The following is a 22,309-nucleotide window of genomic DNA, read 5'->3' on the forward strand; positions in this document are numbered from 1 at the left end:
GTCGCGCACACGGGAACACTCCTGCGGCGGACGGGTCGGCAGGCGCTCCGGCCCCGCGGTGACGACCGGCGCCAGGGGCGGCGGCCGTGCTCAGCGGTTGACGGCGTCGACCTCTGCCCGCGCGGCCGCCACGATCTCCGGGTCGGTGACGAAGTGGGTGTCGGTGCCGGCCGAGCCGCTCGCCGGACCCATCGGCACCCACGTCCCACCCCGCCGGGCGGGCGCGGCCCGCTTCGCCGACAGGTGGACCGCCGCCGCACCGGTGGCCGCCAGCGCTGCCACGTCACCGGGTCCGACGCCCGCGCCGGCCATCACCTCGGTGGCGGGGACGGCCGCGGCGATCGCGGCGATCGTCCCGGCCCCGGCCGGCGCGGTCACCGCCCCGCCCGAGGTCAGGATGCGGGTGGCGCCCAGCGAGGCCGCCAGGACGGCCGTGGCCACCGGGTCGGCCGCCTGGTCGATCGCCCGGTGCACGGTCACCCCGACCGGGCGGCCGGCCGCGCTCCCCGCTTCGGCTGCCGCGTCCAGCAGCCTTCGCATCGCCCCGGTGTCCAGGGCACCGGCCGAGGTCAGCGCGCCGACCACCACGCCCGCCGCACCCGCGGCCACCGCCTCGCGCACCTCGGCGGCCATGAGCGCCACCTCCTCCGCGTCGTACACGAAGTCGCCCGGGCGGCAGCGGACCAGGACGTGCACCGGGGGGCCGACCGCGCACGCCGCCGCGACCAGCGCGCCCGACGGAGTCACTCCGCCCAGTTCCAGGGCCGAGCACAGCTCCACCCGATCGGCCCCCGCCTGCCTCGCGACCCGGGCGCCGGCGGGGCTCGCCACGGCGATCTCCAGTTGCAGACGCCGCGCCGAGCTCACTCGTCGCCCCCGGTCAGCGGCTCGTCCGAGGGCGCGATCAGGCGGGCGGTGAGGTCCGGCGCGGCCATGTCCGGGTCGAAGGGGAACATCGGACGGCGGATGCGGTGGTGGCCCAACCGCACCAGGTCCTGGTCGACACCGCCGGGGGTGAGCGCCATCTTCCAGTCCGCGGCCATCGCGAACAGCTCGGGTTCGAGGTAGCCGATCTTGACGATGACGATGTCCGCGCCGCGCGGGTCGAGCGCCAGGTCGGTGAAGTCGTGCTCGTGGTGGTAGGGCTTGCGCAGTTCCGTGAGGATCACGAAGACGCTGCCGACCCGCAGCACCACCTCGGTCCGCGCGTCCCGGTCGCCGTCCCGCACGGCGTGCACGACGCCCGTCATCGTCAGCGGTCCCTCGTGCCGGTCGTCGACCTCGGCGCCCGCCGTCACCGTCACGGTCGCGCCGACTCCTGCCTGCCGGGCCCGCGCCACCGCCGCCGGGCCGGGCACGGAGGCGTACAGGACCGTCGGGCCGCCGGCGTCGCGGAACTCCGGCCGGGCCAGCACCCGGGCCAGTCCCCAGGTCACGTCGCCCGCCCCGCCGGCCGTGGGGTTGTCGCCGGTGTCGCTGACGAAGTACGGCCGCCGTGCCGAGAACAGCGCCTGGTCCAGGCACTCGTCCAGCGTTCCGGTCGGCGCGACGAACCCGAACTCCCTGCGGCGGTCCCAGAACCCCCGGGCCAGGCGCTCCGCGCCCGCGGCGACGGCGTCCCGCGAGGGACCGGTGACGACCACCGCCGCGCGGTTGCGGGGCTCGTCGGCCCACGCGTAGCCGACCCAGATCGCCGCGTCGGTGACGCCGTCGAGCGCCTCCACCTCGGCGACCGCGGCGTAGACGCTTCTGGCCGGCTCGATCCGGGTCGAGGTCTGCTCGCCGGCCAGCAGCACCGGCACCGGCACCCACGCCTTGAACGGCCTGGGCGCGCCCGTCACCAGCAGGTCCACCAGGTTGCGGACCGCGCGCTCCTTGGTCTCCATGTGGTCCTCGTGCGGTGCCATCCGGTAGCACGTGATCAGGTCGCTGCGGTGGGCCAGCTCGCGGGAGACGTTGCCGTGCAGGTCCATCGAGGTGGACACGATGACGTCCGGACCGACAGTGGCCCGGATTCGGTCCAGCAGCACCGCCTCGGCGTCGTCGACACCCTCGACGGTCATCGCGCCGTGGATGTCGTACCAGAGGCCGTCCAGCGGCGGCAGGTCCGCGAGGCGGGCGATGAGTTCGTCCGACAGTTCGGCGAAGGCCGCCGCGGTGACGGTGCCGCCCGGCAGCGACTTGCCGACGAGCGCGCCGTGCCATGCGGCCGCCTCCCGCAGCGGCTCGCCCGGTGCGAGGAACGGGTAGCGCTCCAGCACCTGCTCGCCGCGCGACGGGTGGAAGGCGGGGGCCTGGGTGCGGGCGGGCGAGAACGTCGAGGACTCGATGCCGATCCCGGCGATGGCGATGACCGGGCGGGCTACGGGAGTTCGGGAACGCGGCATGGGCTGCTCCTGCGGTGGTCGGGGTCGGGGGTTACGTCGGCGTGGCGGCAGTGGCGGCCGCGCGGCACGCGCGGCCGCCGGTCAGCCGTCGAGGCGCGCCGGGCCGCGCGGGTGGGTCCTGGGCAGAGCACCTGCGCCGGCGGGGACGGCCTCGGTCGCGTCGTGCAGCGCCCGGGCCATGGCGCGTTGCAGGGCGAACAGGCCGGCGCCGAACAGCCCGGCGTCCGCGCCGAGGCTGGCCCGGGCGATGGTCAGGTGCTCGGTGACGAGCGGGTGGCAGCCCTCGTAGAGGCGGCTGCGGACCGCGGCGACGAACGGCTCGAGGGTGGACAGGATGCCGCCGAGGTACACGGCGTCGGGGTTGAAGAAGTTCACGTTCGCGGCGAGGACGGTGCCCAGGTAGCTGCCGGCCTGGCGCACGGCGCCGGTGGCCAGCGGGTCAGAGTCGGACGCCAGCCGCACCACGTCCGCCAGGGACGCGACCGCCGCGCCGCGCTCGCGCAGGATGCGGACCAGGGCCGCTCCGGAGGCGACCGTCTCCAGGCAGCCGGTGTTGCCGCAGGAGCACGGGGTGTCGCCGGCCGCGTCGATCCGGACGTGGGTGATGTCGCCGGCCGCGCCGGTGGCGCCCCGGTAGAGCTTGCCGTCGACGATGATGCCGGTGCCGATCGCGGAGCCGATCTTCACCATGATCGACTGGCGCCGCTCCACGGGCTGGACGGCGTGCTCGCCGACCGCCATGCAGTTGGCGTCGTTCTCCACGGCGGCCGGCACGCCGAACCGGTCCTGCAGCCAGTCGGCGACCGGGAACCTGTTCCAGCCCGGCATCCGTGAGGGCAGCGTGGCGGCCCCGGACTGCACGTCCACCGGCCCGGGCAGCGAGACACCGACACCCCGCAGCCTCCTGCGCCCGTGCCCCTCGGCCAGTGCTTCCAGGGTCTCTGCCAGTTCCGGCAGGGCGACCTCGGGCCCGTCGGCGATGGCGAACGGCACCGTGGAGACGTCCGTCAGCTCCCCGCCGGGCAGCACCACGCCGATGCGTGCGTGCCGTCCGCCGAGGTCGGCGGCGACCGCGAACTCGTCGGTGGCGCCGATCCGCAGGATCTTGCGGGGACGGCCGCCGGTGGACGCGCTGGTGCCGTGCTCGGCGACCAGTCCGCGGCTGACCAACTGGCCGACGGTCAGCGAGATCGTGGACGCCGACGCGCCCAGCCGCTCGGCGAGTTCGGCGCGCGAGGTGCCCTGCCCGGAGGCGATGAGTTCCAGGACGCGCTCGGCGAGCGACGGTGTGCCGGAGGCGCTGTTCCTGTGCGGCGGACTTACGTCGGGCATGGAGAAACTTACTTCCGATTTGACGGTGGACGGCGCCGACAGTACGCCCGGAAGGCTTCCGGAGGAAGGGGCGTCCGCCCTCCGGAGAATCCCGGCCACCGGACCGGAAACCCCGCCACTGCCGGGAAATCGGGCCTCTTCGGTCGATGCGGCGGACCTTTTTTCGAAACAGCAGAAACATACTTGTTATCAACAGGGGTTTGTTTTTTCGACCGGAGACGTCGTTGACTGTTCCGCACCCGCCGGTCCCAGAAGTTTCCGGTATATCCGGTTCCAGCGGTCGTCCACCTGAGGAGAATCATGTTTCCTGTCCGCACGACGGAACGCCGCCGCTGGGCCCTGGTGGCGGGCGCCGCGCTCGCCGCCGGCTCGCTGCTCGCAGGCTGCAACGGAGCGAACGGCTCGTCGTCGTCCGCGTCGTCCGGTTCCATCAACTACGCGCTGCCCGCGAACTTCACGCCGAACTGGATACTGCCGATCGGCACTCCGGCCCACCTCAACACCAACAACGTCTCGATAGCCGCCTCGTTGTGGGAGCCGCTGGTCGCCTACGACGGCTCCACGGGCACCATCAACTGGAACAAGAAGGCGTCGATAGCTTCCGCGGCGGACTTCGCTGCGGACGGCAGGAGCGTCACCGTGACACTCGGGGACCGGCACTGGAGCGACGGCAAACCGATCACCTCCCGGGACGTCCAGTTCTGGTTCAACGTCATCAAGGCGAACAAAGCGCAGTGGGCCGGCTACAGCACCGGAAAGGCGCCCGACAACTGGACCGGCCTGAAGGTCCTGGACGACCACCGCTTCACCCTGACGTTCGACCGGTCCTACAACGACCAGTGGATGCTGGCGAACGAGCTGAGCCAGATCACGCCGCTGCCGCAGCACCTGTGGGACCGCACCTCCGCCTCCGCCGCCGTCAGTGACGCCGACACGACCACGGCCGGTGCCAAGCAGGTGTGGACGTTCCTGAACTCGGCGGCGAAGAACATCTCCAAGTACGCCTCGGACCCGCTGTGGAAGACCGTCAGCGGGCCGTACACGGTCCGCTCGTTCTCCACCGCGGGCAAGGTCGTGCTCACGGCGAACAAGAAGTACGACGGCGGCGAGAAGGCGCACATCCCGACGGTGAACCTGCTGCCGTTCACCACGACCGCCGCCGAGGAGAACGCGCTGCGATCCGGGCAGGTCGACTACGGCTACATCAACGCCACCGACCTGGACCAGAAGGCGTCCTTCACCGGTCAGGGCTACACCGTCAAGCCGTGGACCGGCTGGGCGGTCACGTACATGCCCTACAACTTCGACAACCCCGCGATGGGGGCGGTGTTCAAGCAGCTGTACGCGCGGCAGGCCGTGCAGGAGTCCATCGACCAGGACAGCCTGGCCAAGGTCATCTTCAACGGCACCGCCGTCCCCGGCTACGGGCCGGTCCCGCAGGCGCAGAGCTCCGACTTCGTCTCGGCGGCGCAGAAGGACAACCCGTACCCGTTCTCCACCGCCAAGGCCAGGGCGCTGCTGACCGCGCACGGCTGGGCCGACCAGGGCGGCACGATGACCTGCGTGCGGCCCGGCTCCGCCGCGAGCCAGTGCGGCACGGGTGTCGCCAAGGGCACCGAGTTCCGCATGCAGGTGCTCTCCCAGTCCGGATCGACCGTCACCGACAACATGATGAGCGCCATCCAGTCGTCGCTCGCCAAGACCGGCATCGGCTTCTCGATCAAGACCGCGCCGGTCAACTCGGTGCTCGCCCAGACCCCGCAGTGCACCTCCGACCAGGCGTCCTGCAAGTGGCAGCTGTCCTTCTTCGGCACCGCCGGCAGCTGGTACTTCCCCGCCTTCCCCACCGGCGACTCGCTCTTCCAGACCAAGGGCGGCTCGAACTTCGGCAGTTACTCCAACCCGCAGGTCGACAAGCTGATCGCGCAGTCGACCACGTCGACGTCCGACACCGCGGTCCAGCAGTACAGCGCGGCCCTGGCCAAGGACCTGCCGGTGGTCTGGCTGCCCGAGCCCGACTACCAGATCTCGGTCATCAGGAACGGCCTCGGCGGCTTCGCCCAGGACTCGCTGGCCGACTTCCACCCCGCCCAGTGGCAGTGGACCGGCAAGTGAGCCCGGTCCGGGTCCCACGACGGCACTGATCGAACCGTTCGGAAGTCGATGAACACTTACCTGTACCTGGCCAGACGCGTCCTGCAGGCCATCGCGGTGATCCTCATCGTGACGGTGGCGACGTTCTGCCTGCTGCACGCCCTGCCCGGGGGCCCCGCGCGCGGAATCCTCGGCCCGCAGGCCACCCCCCAGCAGATCGCGCAGTTCGACCACGCCCAGCACCTCGACCAGCCGCTGCCCGTGCAGTACGGCGCCTACCTCGGCCGCCTGCTGCACGGGGACCTCGGCACCTCCTACACGCTCAACGAGCCGGTCTCCCAGCTCATCGTGCAGCGCCTGCCCAAGACGCTGGTCCTCACGGTGCTGTCCGCGCTCGTCGGGCTGCTGCTGGCGGTGCCGCTGGGCATGTGGCAGGCCGTCCGGCGCAACAAGCCGGTCGACTACGTCATCACCACGCTGAGTTTCGTCGCCTACTCCACGCCGGTGTACTTCCTCGGCCTGATCCTGGTGCTGGTCTTCAGCCACGTTCTGCCCTGGTTCCCCGCGCAGGCCCCGCAGGGCGACTCCCTCGCGCAGGTCTTCGCCGATCCGGCCGGGCTGGTCCTGCCCGTGGTCGCCGGCGCCGCCTCCGTCGTGGCGGTCTTCAGCCGGTACATGCGAGCGGCCACGCTGGAAAACCTCTCCGAGGACTACGTCAGGACCGCCCGGGCCGGCGGCTCGCGGCGCGGCGCGATCCTGCGGCGCCACGTGTTCCGCAACTCGCTCACCCCGGTCGTGGCGATGCTCGGCTACTACGTACCGGTGCTCTTCGGCGGCGCCCTCGTCGTCGAGCAGCTGTTCAACTACCCCGGCATGGGGCTGCTGTTCTGGACCGCCGCGCAGTCGTCGGACTACCCGGTGCTGCTCGGCTGCGTGCTGGTGATCGCCGTCGCCACCGTCGTGGGCACCCTCCTCGCCGACATCGTCCAGCGGATCATCGATCCCCGAGTGAAGGAGGACCGCGCATGAGTGCCGTACTCCAGCCGGGCCGGCTGCCCGGCGACGGGCCGGCGGCCGAGCCGGCCGACCCGGTCGCCGCCGCGGGACTGCGCCTGGCGTTGCGCAGGTTCGCCCGCAACCGGCTGGCCGTGGTCGGTCTCGCCGTGGTCGTGCTGTTCTTCCTGTTCTGCTTCGCCGGCCCGCTGCTGTACTCCACCGACCAGATCCACACCACGCTCACCGAGGTGAACCTCGCACCGAGCGGGAGCCATCTGCTGGGCACCGACGCGGTCGGCCACGACGAACTGGGCCGGCTCATGTACGGCGGCAAGGTCTCCCTCGTGGTGGGTCTGGCCGCGGGCGTCCTGGCCACCGTCATCGGCACCCTGTGGGGCGCGGCCGCGGGATACGCCGGCGGCTGGGTCGACGCGGCCATGATGCGCGTCGTCGACGCCGGCATCGCGATCCCCGCGCTGTTCATCCTCCTGGTGGTCTCGGCCATCTCCACCCCGGGCGTCCTCGGACTGATCGTGATCCTCGGCCTGGTCTCCTGGCTGGTCCCCTCCCGCCTGGTGCGGGCCGAGACCCTCACCCTGAAGAACCGCGACTACGTGCACACCCTGCGCGCCATCGGCGGCACCCACACCCGGGCCGTCGGGCGGCACATCCTGCCCAACTCCGTCTCCACGATCGTGGTGGCGGCCACCTTCCAGGTCGCCGACGCCATCCTGCTCGTGGCGTACGTGTCCTACCTGGGGCTCGGCCTCCAGCCGCCGAAGACCGACTGGGGCGGCATGCTCTCCGCGGGCCTGACCGCCACGTACTCCGGCCGCTGGTGGCTGATCCTTCCGCCGGGCCTTGCCGTCATCCTCGTGGTGTGCGCCTTCAACGCCATCGGCGACGGGCTCCGTGACGCCTTCGACGTGAGAGGACGCCGATGAACGCCGCCGAACACCCCACCGCGGCCGCGGGGGACGCCATCCTCGACTTGGACGACCTCGGCGTGGTCTTCTCCACCGAGACCGGGGACGTGCCCGCCGTACGCGGGGTGTCACTGCACGTCCGGCCCGGCGAGACCCTCGCCCTGGTCGGCGAGTCCGGGTCCGGCAAGTCCACCGTCGCGCTCGCCTCCATCGGCCTGCTGCCGGACAACGCCCACGCCACCGGACGGGCCCGGCTGGGCGCCACCGACGTGGTGGCCACCGGCGAGAACCAACTGGCCCGGCTGCGGGGCCGCACCGTCTCCATGGTCTTCCAGGAGCCGGCCACCGCCCTGGACCCGCTCACCCGGATCGGCGACCAGATCGCCGAGGTGATCCGCAACCACCGCCCGCTGTCCGCCCGCGAGGCACGGCAGGCCGCCGTCGAACTGCTGCGCCGCGTCGGCATTCCCGAACCGGCCCGGCGGGCGTCCGCGTTCCCCTTCGAACTGTCCGGCGGCCAGCGCCAGCGCGTGGTCATCGCCATGGCGATCGCCAACGACCCGGTGCTGCTCATCGCCGACGAGCCCACCACGGCCCTCGACGTCACCGTGCAGGCCGAGATCCTCGACCTGCTGCGCCGCCTCACCGCCGAGACCGGCACCGGAGTGCTGCTGGTCACCCACAACATGGGCGTGGTGGCCGACTTCGCCGACCGTGTCGCCGTCATGCTCCAGGGCGAGATCGTCGAGACCGGACCCGTCGAGGACGTCCTGCTGCGCCCGCGCCACGACTACACCAAACGGCTGCTGGCGGCGGTGCCGCGCCTGACGGTGGCGGAACCCGAAGAGGCGGCGCCCCGGGGCGTGGCGGCGGGCACGGGCACGAAGTCCGGCGCCTCCGCGACGTCCGGATCTGCCCGGTCCGGATCTGCCCGGTCCGGATCTGCCCGGTCCGCGGGAGCCGCCGGGTCCGCCGAGTCCGTGGTCGACCTGCGGGCGGTGACCGTGGCCTTCGGCCGCGGGCGCGGCGCGGTACGCGCCCTGGACGACGTGTCCTTGAGCGTGCGGCCCGGCGAGACCGTCGGCCTGGTCGGCGAGTCGGGATCGGGCAAGTCCACCGCGGCCCGCGTCGCGCTCGGGCTGGTGCGCCCCACCGCCGGCACCGTCACCCTCTTCGGCGCCGACCTGCGGAAGGTCTCCGCGCGGGCCCGCCGCTCCCTGCGGTCCGGCGTCGGTGTCGTCCTTCAGGACCCGGTGGCCTCGCTCGACGCCCGTATGTCGGTGGGTGAGTGCGTCGCGGAGCCGTTGCGCGTCCACCGCCGCCGGATGTCGTCGAAGGAGCGCCAGGACCGCGTCGCGGACATCCTGGACCGGGTCCGGCTGCCGCGCGGTTTCGCCCGGCGCACCCCCCGCGAGCTGTCCGGCGGCCAGCGCCAGCGGGTCAGCCTCGCCCGGGCGCTCGTGCTCGATCCGCGGCTGCTGGTGGCCGACGAGCCGACCAGCGCGCTCGACGTCAGCGTGCAGGAAGCGGTCCTTCAAGTGATCACCGAACTCCAGGACGACCTCGGCTTCGCGTGCCTGTTCGTCTCCCACGACCTCGCCGTGGTGCAGGACTTCGCCGCACGCGTCGTCGTCATGCGGGCCGGCCGGATCGAGGAGCAGGGCCCCAGCGAGGTGACCCTGCTGCATCCGGCTACGGACTACACCCGCCGCCTGCTGGCGGCCGTCCCCGTCCCCGACCCGGTGCTCCAGCGCCGTCGGCGCGCCGAACGGCAGACCGGGGCCGAGGGGCCCGGCAGGGACGGATCGGCCGCCGGCGGATCGGGCGTGACCGCGTGACGACGACACCCGCACCACCGCGGCCCACGCGCGCGGTCTTCGCCGGGGTGGACATCGGCGGCACCACCACACAGGTCATCCTGTGCACCGAGTCCCTGGAGGTCCTGGACCGCGTCGAACTCGCCACGCCCGCCACCGAGGGCGGAGGCGCCATGGTCGGGACGGTGCTGGACGGGCTGCGGCTGCTGCTCGACCGCGTGCCGTCACGACTGGCCGGGGTCGGCGTCGGGGCGGCCGGCATCGTCGACACGCGTACCGGCCATGTGCTCGTCGCCAGTGACTCGTTCACGGACTGGGCCGGGTTCGCGGTGACCGGCACCATCGAGGCGGCACTCCACGTGCCCGCCTTCCTCGACAACGACGTCAACGCCTTCCTGCGCGGTGAAGTCGCCCGCGGCGCCGTCGCGGGCGAGTCGCACGCGCTGGGCATGACGCTCGGCACCGGCGTCGGCGGCGCCCTGTGGGTGGACGGCGCCCTCATGGACGGACCGCACGGCGCGGCCGGGGAGATCGGCCACATCCCCGGTTTCGGCGAGCTCCTGTGCTCCTGCGGCGGCCGGGGCCACCTGGAGACCCTCGCCTCGGGCCGCGCGCTGGCGGCCCGGTACGCCGAGCGCACCGGACGGGACACCGACGCGCGCGGGGTCGCCGCCGCGGCCGCCGCCGGCGACCGGGACGCGCTCGCGGTGTTCGAGGCGGCAGGGGCGGCCCTCGCGCGCGCGATCCTGATCACGGCCGGCATGGTCGACGTCACCACGGTCGTGATCGGCGGCGGCGTCAGCCGCGCCTGGCCGCTGCTGGAACCGATGGTGCTCGCCGCCCTGGCCGCCGAACCACCGGTCAGCGGCTGTCCGATCCGGCTGGTCCCGGCACTGCTGGGCAGCGACGCCGTCGCGATCGGGGCGGCGTCCCGGGCGCGCGCGGAACTGCGCGCGGGGTCGCCGGCCGGCGCCGCACCGGCCGCCGACGCTGCGCCGGTCAGTGGGTACGGGCCGCGCGCTCCGCGTTCTTCTCCTTGATCCGCACCACTTCCCTGCGGAACTCGGCCTGCACGGCGCGCTCCTGGACCAGCCACTCCGGCCGGTCCTGCTTGAGCGCCTCGATCTGCTCGGTGGTGAGCGCCTCGGTGACGCCGCCGCGCGCCAGGCCCGTGATGGACACGCCGAGCTTGGCGGCGACCACCGGCCGCGGGTGCGGTCCGCGGCGCCGCAGTTCCACCAGCCACTCGGGAGGATCGGTCTGGAGTGCCTTCAGCTCGGCGCGGGAGACGACACCCTCCTGGAACCCGGCGGGCGTGGCCGGGAGGTACACGCCCAGCTTCTTCGCCGCCGTCGCGGGCTTCATGGTCTGGGTGGTCTGCTGCGACGTCATGCCGTCAAGGATAACGAGCGTGCGTGCCGCCTTTGACCAGCAGCGGATAGCCTGGTGACGTGACAGGCTCGGAAGCACCCTCCTCGTTCCGGCTCGCATACGTTCCGGGCGTGACACCGAGCAAGTGGGTGCGGATCTGGAACGAGCGCTTGCCGGAGATCCCGCTCACCCTGGTGCAGGTGACCGCCGCGGAGGCGTTCGGCGTGCTGCGGGACCGCGGGTCCGGCGCGGACGCCGGATTCGTCCGGCTTCCGGTGGACGGGCCGGACCTCAGCGCGATCCCGCTCTACACGGAGACGACGGTGGTCGTCGTCCCCAAGGACCACCTGTTCGCGGCGGTCGACGAGGTGACCGTGGACGACCTCGCCGACGAGATCGTGCTGGACCCGCTGGACTCCACCCTCACCTGGGAGAAGCTGCCGGGGCAGCCCGCGAGAGAGCGCCCCGCCACCACCGCGGACGCCGTGGAACTGGTCGCGGCGGGCGTGGGCCTGCTGCTGGTCCCGCAGTCCCTGGCCCGGTTGCACCACCGCAGGGACCTCACCTACCGGCCGGTCCCGGGCGCCCCCGAGTCCCGCGTCGCCCTGTCCTGGTCGCAGGACGGGACGACCGACCTGGTGGAGCACCTCATCGGCATCGTGCGCGGGCGCACCGTCAACAGCACCCGCGGCCGTCCCCTTCCGGGCCGGACCGCACAGGGCGGCCGGACCGCGCAGACCGCACAGGGCACCCAGGGCAAGAGCCCGGGCAAGGCGGCGGACGGGCGCCGGCAGCCCGCACGCGGCGGGTCCGGCTCCAGCGCGAAACCCACCCGCAGGAGCGGCAGTACGGGCGGCGGGCGCGGCAAACCCCGCCGCCGCTCGTAGCCCACCGGACAAGGGGCCCCGTCGGTTCGGGGCTGCCGACACGAGGAAGGACCAGGACCCCATGACGACGAAGCAGCCGTCCGCCGGCCGCTTTGGGCCCGGCAGGTCCGATCGGACGGCAGGTTCGTTCGCGGAGCTGGACCTCCCGGACGCGCTGGTGCGGGTGCTGGAGGCGGGCGGGGTGCGGGAACCGTTCCCGATCCAGGCGGCCACCCTGCCGAGCGCGCTGGCCGGCCGGGACATCCTCGGCCGCGCGCGGACCGGCTCGGGCAAGACCCTGGCCTTCGGGCTCGCGCTCCTCGCGCGCACCGCGGGCCGCAGCGCCGCACCGAAGCACCCTCTCGCGCTGGTCCTGGTGCCGACGAGGGAACTCGCCCAGCAGGTGCACGAGGCGCTGGCCCCCTACGCGCAGGCGGTCGGGCTGCGCTCGGCGGCCGTGGTCGGCGGACTGTCGGTGAACCGGCAGGTCGCGGCCCTGCGGGCGGGTGCCGAGGTCGTGGTGGCGACGCCGGGACGGCTGGCCGATCTGGTGGCTCGGCGGGACTGCCACCTGGACCGGGTGCGGATCGCCGTGCTGGACGAGGCGGACCAGATGTGCGACCTGGGTTTCCTGCCGCAGGTCACGGAGATCCTGGACCGGATGCCGCCCGGAGGGCAGCGGATGCTGTTCTCCGCGACGCTCGACGGCAACGTCGACCAGCTGGTCCGGCAGTACCTGAGCGAGCCGGTGCACGCCGCGGTCGACCGGGCGGAGGGCTCCGTCGCGACGATGGAGCACCACGTACTCAACGTCCATCCCGCCGACAAGCTCGCGACGGCGACCGAGATCGCGGCCCGCGACGGGCGCGTGCTGATGTTCCTGGACACCCGGCACGGTGTGGACCAGTTCACCCGCCACCTGCGGAGCAGCGGTGTACGGGCGGGCGCCCTGCACAGCGGGAAGTCGCAGCCGCAGCGCACGCACACGCTGGCCCAGTTCAAGGACGGCGGGATCACCGTGCTGGTGGCCACCAACGTCGCCGCCCGCGGCATCCACATCGAGTACTTGGACCTCGTCGTCAACGTGGACCCGCCCGCCGACCCCAAGGACTACCTCCACCGCGGTGGGCGCACGGCGCGTGCCGGGGAGTCCGGCAGCGTGGTCACCCTGGTCACGCCCGGCCAGCGCCGGGACGTGAACCGGATGATGTCGGACGCCGGCATCCGGCCCACGGTCACCGGGGTCCGCTCCGGCGAGGCGGCACTGACCGGCATCACCGGCGCCCGGCGTCCACCGGTGCAGGACAGGGAGAAGACCGGCAAGGCACCGTTCCGGGGGCTGGGCACCGGTACGGGGCGCCCGAAGAAGGAGTCCCGCAAGGCCGCGGAGGCGCGCGCGATGGCCGAGGCCCGCAGGGCCGCGCGTGTACGCAAGGCCCGCTGACCGCCGGGCGCGGGCGGAGCGCCTGCGCCCGGCGGGTCCCCGGTGAGGGTTACAGCCCGCTGTTCCCGTCGCCCTTGGTGACGGTGAAGCCGGGTGATCCGTCGAGGTACAGGCCGCCGGAGGAGGCGCCGGTGACGGTGGTGTTGCTGATGGTCATGGCGCCGGTGACGTCGTAGATGTCGATGCCGTAGGTCCCGGCGCCGTTGATGGTGTCGTGGTCGAGCGTGATGTCGGCGATCTTGTGGTCGTAGCTGAGCAGGACGGCCTGGTAGGTGCTGTCGGTGATGGTGTTGCCGGTCACGGAGATCGGCTGGAGGATGTCGCCCTGGTCGGCGGCGTAGATCCACAGCGCGCCGATGTCGGTGCTCCAGTTCTTGTGGTAAGAGCCGGTGCGCTGGAGGAGGTTGTCGCGGACGGTGGTGGGTCCGGAGAAGTTCTGCCCGAAGTAGGTGGTGACGGTGATGCCGGAGCCGTTGACGACGGTGTCGCTGACGGCGTTGTTCTCCACGGTGTTGCTGCCGCCGCCGTAGACGCCGATGCCGTTGGCCAGCACCGGGAGCTGGACCGTGTTGTGGGAGACCGTGCAGTGGGTGACATCGCCGCCCTCGGTGTCCAGCGCGATGTTGTCGTCGCCGGTGTTGCGGACCGAGGACTGCTCGACGCGGCTGCCGTCGGAGCCGCCGTGGAGGTGGATGCCGTCGGCGAAGATGTCGCGGGCCCGCACGCCCGAGACGAGCAGGCCGGTGCCGGGGGCGGCCCAGATGCCGACCTTGGCGTGCTCGGTCCACACGTCGTAGATGAGCGATCCGGCGGTGAAGGTGCCCTCGATGGCGGCGGCGCCCTGGTTGTTGTTGCGCCAGGTCTGGTCGCCGGAGATGGTCAGGTCGGCGATCTGGTTGCGTCCACCGGTGGTGAACAGGCCGCCGTCGCCGTTGGGGGCGGTGGACTGGAGGGTGGTGTACCAGGGGCCGGCGCCGCGCAGCGACACGTTGGCCAGGTTGACGCGGCCGGAGATGCTGTAGGTGCCGGCGGGCAGCCACAGGCCCTTGCCGGCGGCGGCCGCCTGGCTCGCGGCGCTGGTCAGCGCGGAGGTGACGTCGCCGCTGCCGGGGGTGATGCCGTAGGTGCTCGCGGAGACGTAGCCGGCCGGCATCGTGTAGGCGGGGTCGACGAGTTCGGTGTCGATGACGTCGACGGTGTAGGAGGCGGCGGTGTCGGCGGCGTCCTTCTGCAGCTTCAGGACGGTGCCGGCCGGCCAGGTGGTGGCGTTGAGGTAGCGGACCTCGTCGTAGAAGTGGTGCCCGGTGGTGGAGTCGGGGGTGTTGGTGTCGTTGTAGCCGTCCCCGTACAGCCAGGAGAAGGCGTCGGTGGTCTGGAGGTCGGTGACCTTGGTGCTGCCGGCGTACAGCGACAGCGGCTTGGTGCCGGAGCCGTCGGGGATGCTGTAGCGCACCACCACGGAGTTGGCGGGCTTGCTGAGCGTGATCTGGACGTACTGCCCGGTGCTCTTCAGCTGCACCGCGCTGCGCGCGGTGGACTCGGCCGCCAGGCTCGGGTAGTTGCGGCCGGCCGGCAGGACGCTGCCGGTGGTCGAGGCGCTCGCGGCGCGGTACTCGGTCCAGGGCACGGTGGCGCCCTGGGCGGCGAGGGCGGTTCCGCCGTCGACGGAGACGCTGTCGATGGCCACGTCGCCGGTGTCGCCGCTGTCGTGCTGGAGTCCGACGAGGTTCAGGCCGCCGCGCAGGGGCAGTTGGCTCGTCACGTAGGCCCAGTCGTTCGCGGCGGGCAGGCTGAGCTGGGTGGTGCGCACGCCGTTGAGGTAGAGGGAGAGGGTCTGCGCCGAGCCGGTGGTGTTGCGGTAGGTGACCGCGACCGGGTACGTCCCGGCGGACGCGGCGAAGGTGTCGACGACGGTCTGCGCGCCGGTGGCGGTGAAGCCGGTCAGATAGCCGCTGCCGGTGTATCCGGACAGTGCGGTGGCCGTCGAGGGGCCGCCGGTGGAGAACGCGGTCTCGGCCTGGTACGCCTGGCCGGGGGCGCTGCCGCTGCCGCCGCCCGGGGACGTCGGCGGCGTGGTCGGCGGGGACGTGGTCGTGGTGCCGACGGTGATGTTGTCGAGGTTGACGTTGCCGTTGTCGGAGCTGTCGAAGCGGTAGGCGATCGAGTTGGCGCCCGCGGCCAGGGTGAGGTTCTCGGTGCGGGTGGCCCAGGTGTCCCAGTCGGCGGTGGCGGCCAGGGAGGTGGCGAGGGCCTTGGTGCCGTTGACGTAGACCGACAGGGTTCGGGTGGAGCCGGTGCCGTTGGCGTACCGCAGGGTCACCGGGGTGCTGCCGGCCGCGCTCGCGGTGACGGTGAACGTGGCGGCGGCGGAGCCCTTGTTGCCGTCGGTGAAACCGCCGACGAAGCCGCTGCCGGTGTACCCGGTGTGGTCGCTCTGCACACTGGCACCGCCGGACAGCGTCGCCGACTCCGCTTCGTACTGCCCGGCCGCGGGGGCGGCGGCCGGGGTGACGGTGATGTCGTCGAGGTTGACGTTGCCGTTGTCGGAGCTGTCGAAGCGGTAGGCGATCGAGTTGGCGCCCGCGGCCAGGGTCACCGGGGTGTCGGCGGTGGCCCAGGTGTTCCAGTCGGCTGTGGCCGGCAGGGACACGGTGGCCTTCTTCTGTCCCGCGACGTACACCGACAGGGTGCGGGTGGAGCCGGTGCCGTTGGCGTAGCGGACGGTGGAGACGTAGGAGCCGGCGGAGGCCGCGGTGACGGTGAAGGTGGCTGCGGCGGAGCCCTTGTTGCCGTCGGTGAAACCGCCGGCGAAGCCGCTGCCGGTGTACCCGGTGTGATCGCTCTGCACACTGGCGCCGCCGGACAGCGTCGCCGACTCCGCCTGGTAGGTCGTGCCGGTCGAGGCCGCGGACGCAGGTGTCCCGGGCCAGCCGAGCAGCGCGACGACGACGGCCAGCAGCGCGGCGACCGACAGCAGCGGTAGGACCGCCCGGCGGTGTACGGCGAAAGGATGGTGGGGCATGAGGGGTCTCCCGAATCGGGGAGGCGGAATGAGGTGACGCGCAACGTAGCGCGGCGTTAACCGCCGGGCAATACGTTCCACCGGAATTCGCGGACCGCCGCGCGCCATATTCCGGGCGTTTTCGGGTTTGCGCGGCGGGAGTTCCCAGCAGGGGCGGCGAATTCGGTGGAAGCGCGTGAAAACGGGGCGCGGCGGCAGCGCGGGTGCGGTGTCCGCTTCTTGCCGCGCGCTTGCGCGCCCTTCCGCGGGCGGGCCGTCGACCCGTCCGCTCCCCCGCCGGAACCCGTCCCGCCCGTGGGCAGCCGCCGCCTGCACGCCCCTGGGACCTGGGCGGAAGCCCCGGCGAAGCCCCGGCCGGACCGCCGCACCGCACGTCGTGGTTTTGCACGCCGTTTCGTAAGCTTTTTGCGCACCCGTTCCATCAAGCGGTCCCCGATTTGCGTCTTTGCATTTACGTATTGCCATGAGGTGAAGAGGCACGTAACTTGTGCGTCACCTCGGGGGAGGCAGAGCCCCTGCTTCCCCATTTCCACTTCAGGGACGATCCATGACCGGTTTCCCGGCGGGCAGCAGAGCCCGCATCGCCGTCGTCGTCGCCGCGGCGGCGGCATTGGCTCTCACCGCGAGCGGCTGCGGCAGCACCTCGAAAGGCTCCGCGTCCAAGGACGGTAGCGTCACCATCACGGTGAACGACATGCCGGCCAAGACCGACCCGGTGAACCGCAAGATCTTCCTGCAGGACGTGGCCGCCTTCGAGAAGGCGCACCCCAAGATCAAGGTGGTGCCGCACGAGGGCCAGATGGACCCGCAGACCTTCGCCACCAAGCTGGCGGGCGGGCAACTGGAGAACGCCTTCTACGTCTACTTCACCGACCCGGCCGGCCTCATCGCCAAGCACCAGGCCGCGGACATCACCGACTACCTGACGGACTATCCGGCGTCCGCGCAGGTCAAGCCGGCGCTGCGCAAGGTCTTCCAGGACGCGCAGGGCCACAGCTACGGCGTGCCCGAGGGCAACTACTCGATGGGCCTGGTCTACAACCGCAAGCTGTTCCAGCAGGCCGGCCTCGACCCCGACCAGCCGCCCACCACCTGGGACGAGGTCCGCGCGGACGCGAAGAAGATCGCCGCCCTCGGCCACGGCACCGTCGGCTACGGGGACTACAGCAAGTCCAACACCGGCGGCTGGCACTTCACCGCCGAGATGTACTCGCGCGGCGGTGACGTGGCCAAGCAGCAGGGCGACGGGAGTTGGAAGGCCGACTTCGACAACGCCACCGGCAAGGCCGTCCTCCAGCAGTTGCACGACATGCGCTGGACCGACGGCTCGATGGGGCAGCGGCAACTGCTGGAGTGGGCCGACCTGCTCCAGATGATGGGCTCGGGCAAGCTGGGCATGTACCTGGCCACCTCCGACAACATCCCCACCATCGCCTCGCAGTACAAGGGCGACCCGAACGACTACGGGCTGGGCCCGATGCCGGACGGCAAGGGCACGCTGGCCGGCGGCGGCGGGTTCATGTTCAACCCGAAGGACTCCCCCGCGCAGATCAAGGCCGCCCTGGCGTGGGTGATGTTCAAGTACGAGAACCCCGACCGGATCACCGCGGGCCAGCAGCGCGCCGCGGCCAACAAGCAGCCCGTCGGCCTGCCCGAGCCGAACATCTGGACCGGGGCGGCGGAGCGGACCAAGGCGGCGGCGGACAAGAAGTACGCCAACCAGCCGGTGGCCAACTACGCCCCGTTCGAGAAGGCGGCCGGCTCCGTCCCGCTGAACCTGGAGCCGCCCAAGGCCCAGCAGATCTACGCGGTGCTGGACACGGTGATGGCCAAGGTGCTCACGCAGAAGGACGCCGACATCGACGGTCTGCTGTCGTCCGCCTCCCGGCAGGTCGACTCCCTGCTCGCCGGGCAGTAGGCAGCCCCCGCCCACTCCGTCCCTTCGTCCGCGGGCCGCGCACAGCCCTGACCGCACGGCGCGGCCCGCGGACCGCCGCCACCAGGCCGCGGTGCCCGCCCGGCATGCCCGCCGCGGCCGTCGATCCCCGTCGCGGCGGCCGCGGGCCGGTACCCATCCAGCTTCGAGGAGAACCCCTATGGCGACGTCCCTGGCGCCGCACCGTCCCGACGCGCGTCCCCACGTACGCCCCGACCCGCGCACGGTGCGCGGCTCGCGGTTGCGGCGGCGGATCGCCGACAACGCGATGGCCTACGCCTTCCTCGCCGCCGGCATCCTGTGCTTCGCGTACTTCTCCTGGTACCCGCTGGTGCGCGGGGTGATCCTCAGCTTCCAGCAGGACAACCTGATCACCGACCCGCAGTGGGTGGGGCTGACCAACTACCGCCACCTGTTCGCCGACCCGCTGTTCTGGACGGCGTGGAAGAACACCGCCGAGTTCACCGGCCTGGCGCTGGTGCTGGGGTACGCGGTGCCGTTCGTGATCGCGGTCCTGCTCAACGAGCTGCGGCACTTCAAGGGCTTCTTCCGGGTGGCGGTCTACCTGCCGGTGATGCTGCCGCCGATCGTCAGCGTCATGCTGTGGCAGTACTTCTACGACCCGGGCCAGGGCCTGTTCAACACCGTCCTGCGCGGGGCGCACCTGCCCACCTCGCAGTGGGTGCAGTCCCCGCACACCGCGATGATCTCCCTGGTGCTGGTCTCGACCTGGGCCAACATGGGCGGGGCCACGCTGATGTACCTGGCCGCTCTGCAGTCGATCCCCGGGGAGCTGTTCGAGGCGGCCGAACTGGACGGCGCCGGCATCTGGGCCCGGCTGCGGTTCGTCACGCTGCCGCAGATGCGGTTCATCATGCTGGTCCTGCTCCTCCTGCAGATCATCGCCACGATGCAGGTGTTCATCGAGCCGTTCCAGATGACCGGCTTCACCGACCCGTCCACGATCACCGTGATGACGCTGATCTACCGCTACGCCTTCGCCGTCAACAACGACTTCGGCCTGGCCGCGGCCATGAGCGTGCTGCTCTTCGCCGTCCTCGGGGTCTTCGCCGCGCTCTATCTGCGGCTGACCCGCGACGCCGACTGACACCCGGGGAAGGAACCCACCCCATGTCCACGACCACGCCTTCCTCGCCGGCGACCCGCAGCCTGCTCTCCGACCAGGAGCTCGCCCGCCCCCGCAACCGGCGCGTGTACTTCGCCGTGCTGACCGTGACCGTGCTGGTCTTCTGCGCGGCCTTCCTGTTCCCGCTGTACTGGATGGCCTCGTCCGCACTGGAGACCCCCAAGCAGTTCGCCACCCAGACCCCCACCCTGCTGCCGAAGTCCGTCCACCTCGCCGCCTACCACGACGCCTGGACGCAGATGGACATCGCGCACTTCTTCCTCAACACCGTCTACTACGCGGTCGGCGGCTGGTTCATCCAGATCGCGGTCGACGTCTGCGCCGCCTACGCCCTGTCCAAGCTGCGCCCGGCCTTCGGGAAGGTGGTCTTCGCGGGGATGCTGGCCAGCCTGATGCTGCCGGCCGCGGCGCTCCTGGTGCCCGCGTACCTGACGGTGACCGACCTGCCGATCCTGCACGTCAGCCTCCTCAACTCGCCCTGGGGGCTGTGGCTGCCGGGCGCGGCCAACGCCTTCAACATCTACGTGCTGCGGCGCTTCTTCGACCAGATCCCCGGCGACATCCTCGACGCCGCCGCCATCGACGGCGCCGGCCGGCTCCAGGTGCTGCTGCGCGTGGTGCTGCCGCTGTCCCGCCCGGTCCTCGCGGTGATCTCCATCTTCTCGGTCGTCGGGATGTGGAAGGACTTCCTGTGGCCGCTGCTGGTGCTCCAGGACCCGGACAAGCAGACGCTCTCCGTCGCCCTGCACCGGCTGTCGACCTCCACCACGCAGGTCCCGCCGACCGAGATGATCGCCGGGCTGGCCATCGCGGCCGTCCCCATGATCGTGCTCTTCCTCTTCTTCCAACGGCACATCCTCGGCGGCCTGTCCGCCGGCGCCCTCAAGGGCTGAGACCCGCCGGACGGTACGACCCGCCGCCGACGTACCGGCCCCCAGCCGAACCGACACGCCCGGCGCCCAGCCGACCCCGCCAGGCCCGGCCGCCGCGGCCGGGCCCGCCCCGCCGCGCCCGCGAACGGCGCACGTCCTCTCAACCAAGGAGCCAGCCCCCGTGGCCACAGCGAACGACACCGCCGCCCAGCAGTCCCCGTGGTGGCGGGACGCCGTCATCTACCAGGTCTACCCCCGCTCCTTCGCCGACTCCGACGGCGACGGCGTCGGCGACCTGACCGGTGTGCGCGAGCGCCTGCCCTACCTGGCCGGCCTGGGTGTGGACGCCCTGTGGTTCAGCCCCTGGTACGCCTCCCCGCAGGCGGACGCCGGCTACGACGTCGCCGACTACCGCCGGATCGACCCCGCGTTCGGCACCCTGGCCGACGCCGAGGCCCTGATCGCCGAGGCCCACGCCCTCGGCCTGAAGATCGTCGTGGACATCGTGCCCAACCACGTCTCCGACCGGCACCCCTGGTTCCGCGAGGCGCTGGCCTGCGGTCCCGGCGCCGAGGCCCGCGACCTGTTCTGGTTCCGGCCCGGCCGCGGCCCGGCGGGCGAGCTGCCGCCCAACGACTGGCAGTCGGTCTTCGGCGGCCCGGCCTGGACCCGCACCACCAACCCCGACGGCACCCCCGGCGAGTGGTACCTGCACCTGTTCGCCCCCGAGCAGCCGGACCTGAACTGGAACAACACCAAGGTGCGCGAGGAGCACGAGAGCGTCCTGCGGTTCTGGTTCGACCGCGGCGCCGACGGCGTGCGCATCGACTCCGCCACCATGCCCGCCAAGGACCCGGCCCTGCCCGACTTCGACTCGGCCGCCCCGCCGCTGCCGCACCCCTACATCGACCGGGACGACGTCCACGGCATCTACCGCTCCTGGCGCGCCCTGGCCGAGGCCTACTCCCCGCCGCGCGCGCTGATCGGCGAGGTCTGGCTCGCCGACCCGGTCCGCTTCGCCCACTACCTGCGGCCCGACGAGATGCACACCGCGTTCAACTTCGACTACCTCAACAGCCCCTGGGACCCGGCCGCCCTGCGCACCGTCATCGACGCCACGCTCAGCTCCCACGCCTCGGTCGGCGCCAGTCCCACCTGGGTGCTGTCCAACCACGACGTCACCCGGCACGTCACCCGCTACGGCCGGGCCGACTCCTCCTTCGGCCACGCCCTGCGCCAGCACCGCACCCCCACCGACCTCGCGCTCGGCACCCGGCGCGCCCGCGCGGCCCTCCTGCTCGCGCTCGCGCTGCCCGGCGGCCACTACATCTACCAGGGCGAGGAACTCGGCCTGTGGGAGGTCGAGGACATCCCCGACGACCTGCGGCAGGACCCGATCTTCCACCGCACCGGCGGCACCGACGTCGGCCGTGACGGCTGCCGCGTCCCGCTGCCGTGGTCCGGCGACCTGCCCCCGTTCGGCTTCAGCCCCGACACCGCCCAGGCCGCACCCTGGCTGCCCCAGCCCGCGCAGTGGGCCTCCTGCACCGCCGAGGCCCAGGACGGCCGGCCCGGGTCCATGCTCACCTTCTACCGCACCGCCCTCGCACTGCGCCGCGGCGAACCGGGCCTGCGCACCCTCGACTTCCGGTGGCTCCCCGTCGACGATCCCGCCGTCCTCGCCTTCACCCGCGCCGACGGCTTCGTCTGCCTCGCCAACCTCTCCCCCGCCCCCGCGCCGCTGCCGCGGGACGCCCACCTGCTCCTGGCCAGCGACGTGGACTTCGACCCGGCGACCGGCCACCTGCCGCCCGACACGACCGTCTGGCTGCGCCGGCCCTGACCGCATTTCCGCCATTTCCGCCGCGCATTCCCCGCGAAGCGGCCGCCCGGCCCCGAACGCCCCGCACCGGGCGGCCCCTTCGTCCCGGCCCACGACCCACGACCCACGACCGACACACACGGAGTGATGCCCCATGGCTCGTAGACTTTCCGAGGTGGCCCGTCGGGTGGGCGTCAGCCAGGCGACGGTCAGCCGCGTCCTCAACGGCAAACCCGGGGTGTCGGATGCGACCCGGCAGGCGGTCCTCACCGCCGTC

Annotated in this window: 17 protein-coding genes; 12 read left to right on the forward strand and 5 right to left on the reverse strand. The window is 72.3% G+C overall.

Annotated elements, in window-relative coordinates; genetic code table 11:
• Positions 1-90: 90 nt before the first annotated feature.
• The 3 genes from AC3EVP_RS34455 to AC3EVP_RS34465 form a co-directional block, all read right to left on the reverse strand.
• Complete coding sequence (locus AC3EVP_RS34455; protein ID WP_435137090.1) at positions 91-831, reverse strand: copper homeostasis protein CutC; 741 nt, start codon at positions 829-831, stop codon at positions 91-93.
• A 32-nt stretch (positions 832-863) separates the two neighbouring features.
• The gene (locus AC3EVP_RS34460) at positions 864-2,387 is read right to left on the reverse strand and encodes a M81 family metallopeptidase (protein ID WP_435137093.1); all 1,524 of its coding nucleotides are present in this window, start codon (positions 2,385-2,387) and stop codon (positions 864-866) included.
• 81 nt (positions 2,388-2,468) lie between these two features.
• Complete coding sequence (locus tag AC3EVP_RS34465; RefSeq protein ID WP_435137096.1) at positions 2,469-3,719, reverse strand: ROK family protein; 1,251 nt, start codon at positions 3,717-3,719, stop codon at positions 2,469-2,471.
• 300 nt (positions 3,720-4,019) lie between these two features.
• On the opposite strand from AC3EVP_RS34465, the gene AC3EVP_RS34470 reads away from it, so the two are divergent.
• Genes AC3EVP_RS34470 through AC3EVP_RS34490 form a run of 5 tightly spaced genes read left to right on the forward strand, consistent with a single transcriptional unit; the run spans position 4,020 to position 10,592 of the window.
• Positions 4,020-5,834, forward strand: a complete 1,815-nt coding sequence (locus AC3EVP_RS34470) for a peptide ABC transporter substrate-binding protein (RefSeq protein WP_435137099.1) — start codon at positions 4,020-4,022, stop codon at positions 5,832-5,834.
• A gap of 48 nt (positions 5,835-5,882) precedes the next feature.
• Positions 5,883-6,842 carry an ABC transporter permease gene (locus AC3EVP_RS34475; RefSeq protein WP_435137102.1) on the forward strand — a complete coding sequence of 320 codons (960 nt, stop codon included), beginning with the start codon at positions 5,883-5,885 and terminating at the stop codon, positions 6,840-6,842.
• The gene (locus tag AC3EVP_RS34480) at positions 6,839-7,753 is read left to right on the forward strand and encodes an ABC transporter permease (RefSeq protein ID WP_435137105.1); all 915 of its coding nucleotides are present in this window, start codon (positions 6,839-6,841) and stop codon (positions 7,751-7,753) included. The genes AC3EVP_RS34475 and AC3EVP_RS34480 overlap by 4 nt, the downstream gene beginning before the upstream one ends.
• Positions 7,750-9,573: a dipeptide ABC transporter ATP-binding protein gene (locus AC3EVP_RS34485; RefSeq protein ID WP_435137108.1), complete on the forward strand. Its 1,824-nt coding sequence runs from the start codon at positions 7,750-7,752 to the stop codon at positions 9,571-9,573. Before AC3EVP_RS34480 ends, AC3EVP_RS34485 begins: the two co-directional genes overlap by 4 nt.
• The gene (locus AC3EVP_RS34490; protein ID WP_435137111.1) at positions 9,570-10,592 is read left to right on the forward strand and encodes an ROK family protein; all 1,023 of its coding nucleotides are present in this window, start codon (positions 9,570-9,572) and stop codon (positions 10,590-10,592) included. Before AC3EVP_RS34485 ends, AC3EVP_RS34490 begins: the two co-directional genes overlap by 4 nt.
• Here the strand turns inward: AC3EVP_RS34490 and AC3EVP_RS34495 are convergent.
• Positions 10,552-10,944, reverse strand: a complete 393-nt coding sequence (locus AC3EVP_RS34495) for a DUF5997 family protein (protein ID WP_435137114.1) — start codon at positions 10,942-10,944, stop codon at positions 10,552-10,554. The genes AC3EVP_RS34490 and AC3EVP_RS34495 overlap by 41 nt on opposite strands.
• A gap of 59 nt (positions 10,945-11,003) precedes the next feature.
• On the opposite strand from AC3EVP_RS34495, the gene AC3EVP_RS34500 reads away from it, so the two are divergent.
• Positions 11,004-11,810, forward strand: coding sequence for a LysR family substrate-binding domain-containing protein (locus tag AC3EVP_RS34500; protein ID WP_435137117.1), 807 nt, complete (start codon positions 11,004-11,006; stop codon positions 11,808-11,810).
• Between the two features lie 61 nt (positions 11,811-11,871).
• The gene (locus AC3EVP_RS34505; protein WP_435137120.1) at positions 11,872-13,233 is read left to right on the forward strand and encodes a DEAD/DEAH box helicase; all 1,362 of its coding nucleotides are present in this window, start codon (positions 11,872-11,874) and stop codon (positions 13,231-13,233) included.
• A 49-nt stretch (positions 13,234-13,282) separates the two neighbouring features.
• Here the strand turns inward: AC3EVP_RS34505 and AC3EVP_RS34510 are convergent, their stop codons facing one another.
• Positions 13,283-16,255, reverse strand: a complete 2,973-nt coding sequence (locus tag AC3EVP_RS34510) for a carbohydrate-binding protein (RefSeq protein WP_435137123.1) — start codon at positions 16,253-16,255, stop codon at positions 13,283-13,285.
• Positions 16,256-16,802: 547 nt separating this feature from the next.
• Between AC3EVP_RS34510 and AC3EVP_RS34515 the strand changes: the two genes are divergently transcribed.
• The 5 genes from AC3EVP_RS34515 to AC3EVP_RS34535 all read left to right on the forward strand — a co-directional run.
• Complete coding sequence (locus AC3EVP_RS34515; protein WP_335982550.1) at positions 16,803-18,173, forward strand: ABC transporter substrate-binding protein; 1,371 nt, start codon at positions 16,803-16,805, stop codon at positions 18,171-18,173.
• A gap of 178 nt (positions 18,174-18,351) precedes the next feature.
• The gene (locus AC3EVP_RS34520) at positions 18,352-19,299 is read left to right on the forward strand and encodes a carbohydrate ABC transporter permease (protein ID WP_435137127.1); all 948 of its coding nucleotides are present in this window, start codon (positions 18,352-18,354) and stop codon (positions 19,297-19,299) included.
• A 23-nt stretch (positions 19,300-19,322) separates the two neighbouring features.
• On the forward strand, positions 19,323-20,231 hold the full coding sequence (locus tag AC3EVP_RS34525) for a carbohydrate ABC transporter permease (protein ID WP_435137130.1): 909 nt from the start codon (positions 19,323-19,325) through the stop codon (positions 20,229-20,231).
• 160 nt (positions 20,232-20,391) lie between these two features.
• The gene (locus tag AC3EVP_RS34530) at positions 20,392-22,053 is read left to right on the forward strand and encodes a glycoside hydrolase family 13 protein (protein ID WP_435137133.1); all 1,662 of its coding nucleotides are present in this window, start codon (positions 20,392-20,394) and stop codon (positions 22,051-22,053) included.
• Between the two features lie 133 nt (positions 22,054-22,186).
• The coding region (locus AC3EVP_RS34535) for a LacI family DNA-binding transcriptional regulator (protein ID WP_435137136.1) at positions 22,187-22,309 on the forward strand (123 nt) is incomplete at its 3' end.

It is taken from the genome of Actinacidiphila sp. bgisy144, assembly GCF_057708105.1.

Bases quoted from the DNA above. Each gene is read 5' to 3' on its own strand.
- AC3EVP_RS34460 (WP_435137093.1), bottom strand. From the start codon at position 2,387: ATGCCGCGTTCCCGAACTCCCGTAGCCCGCCCGGTCATCGCCATCGCC.
- AC3EVP_RS34465 (WP_435137096.1), bottom strand. From the start codon at position 3,719: ATGCCCGACGTAAGTCCGCCGCACAGGAACAGCGCCTCCGGCACACCG.
- AC3EVP_RS34470 (WP_435137099.1), top strand. From the start codon at position 4,020: ATGTTTCCTGTCCGCACGACGGAACGCCGCCGCTGGGCCCTGGTGGCG.
- AC3EVP_RS34475 (WP_435137102.1), top strand. From the start codon at position 5,883: ATGAACACTTACCTGTACCTGGCCAGACGCGTCCTGCAGGCCATCGCG.
- AC3EVP_RS34480 (WP_435137105.1), top strand. From the start codon at position 6,839: ATGAGTGCCGTACTCCAGCCGGGCCGGCTGCCCGGCGACGGGCCGGCG.
- AC3EVP_RS34485 (WP_435137108.1), top strand. From the start codon at position 7,750: ATGAACGCCGCCGAACACCCCACCGCGGCCGCGGGGGACGCCATCCTC.
- AC3EVP_RS34495 (WP_435137114.1), bottom strand. From the start codon at position 10,944: ATGACGTCGCAGCAGACCACCCAGACCATGAAGCCCGCGACGGCGGCG.
- AC3EVP_RS34505 (WP_435137120.1), top strand. From the start codon at position 11,872: ATGACGACGAAGCAGCCGTCCGCCGGCCGCTTTGGGCCCGGCAGGTCC.
- AC3EVP_RS34510 (WP_435137123.1), bottom strand. From the start codon at position 16,255: ATGCCCCACCATCCTTTCGCCGTACACCGCCGGGCGGTCCTACCGCTG.
- AC3EVP_RS34515 (WP_335982550.1), top strand. From the start codon at position 16,803: ATGACCGGTTTCCCGGCGGGCAGCAGAGCCCGCATCGCCGTCGTCGTC.
- AC3EVP_RS34520 (WP_435137127.1), top strand. From the start codon at position 18,352: ATGGCGACGTCCCTGGCGCCGCACCGTCCCGACGCGCGTCCCCACGTA.
- AC3EVP_RS34525 (WP_435137130.1), top strand. From the start codon at position 19,323: ATGTCCACGACCACGCCTTCCTCGCCGGCGACCCGCAGCCTGCTCTCC.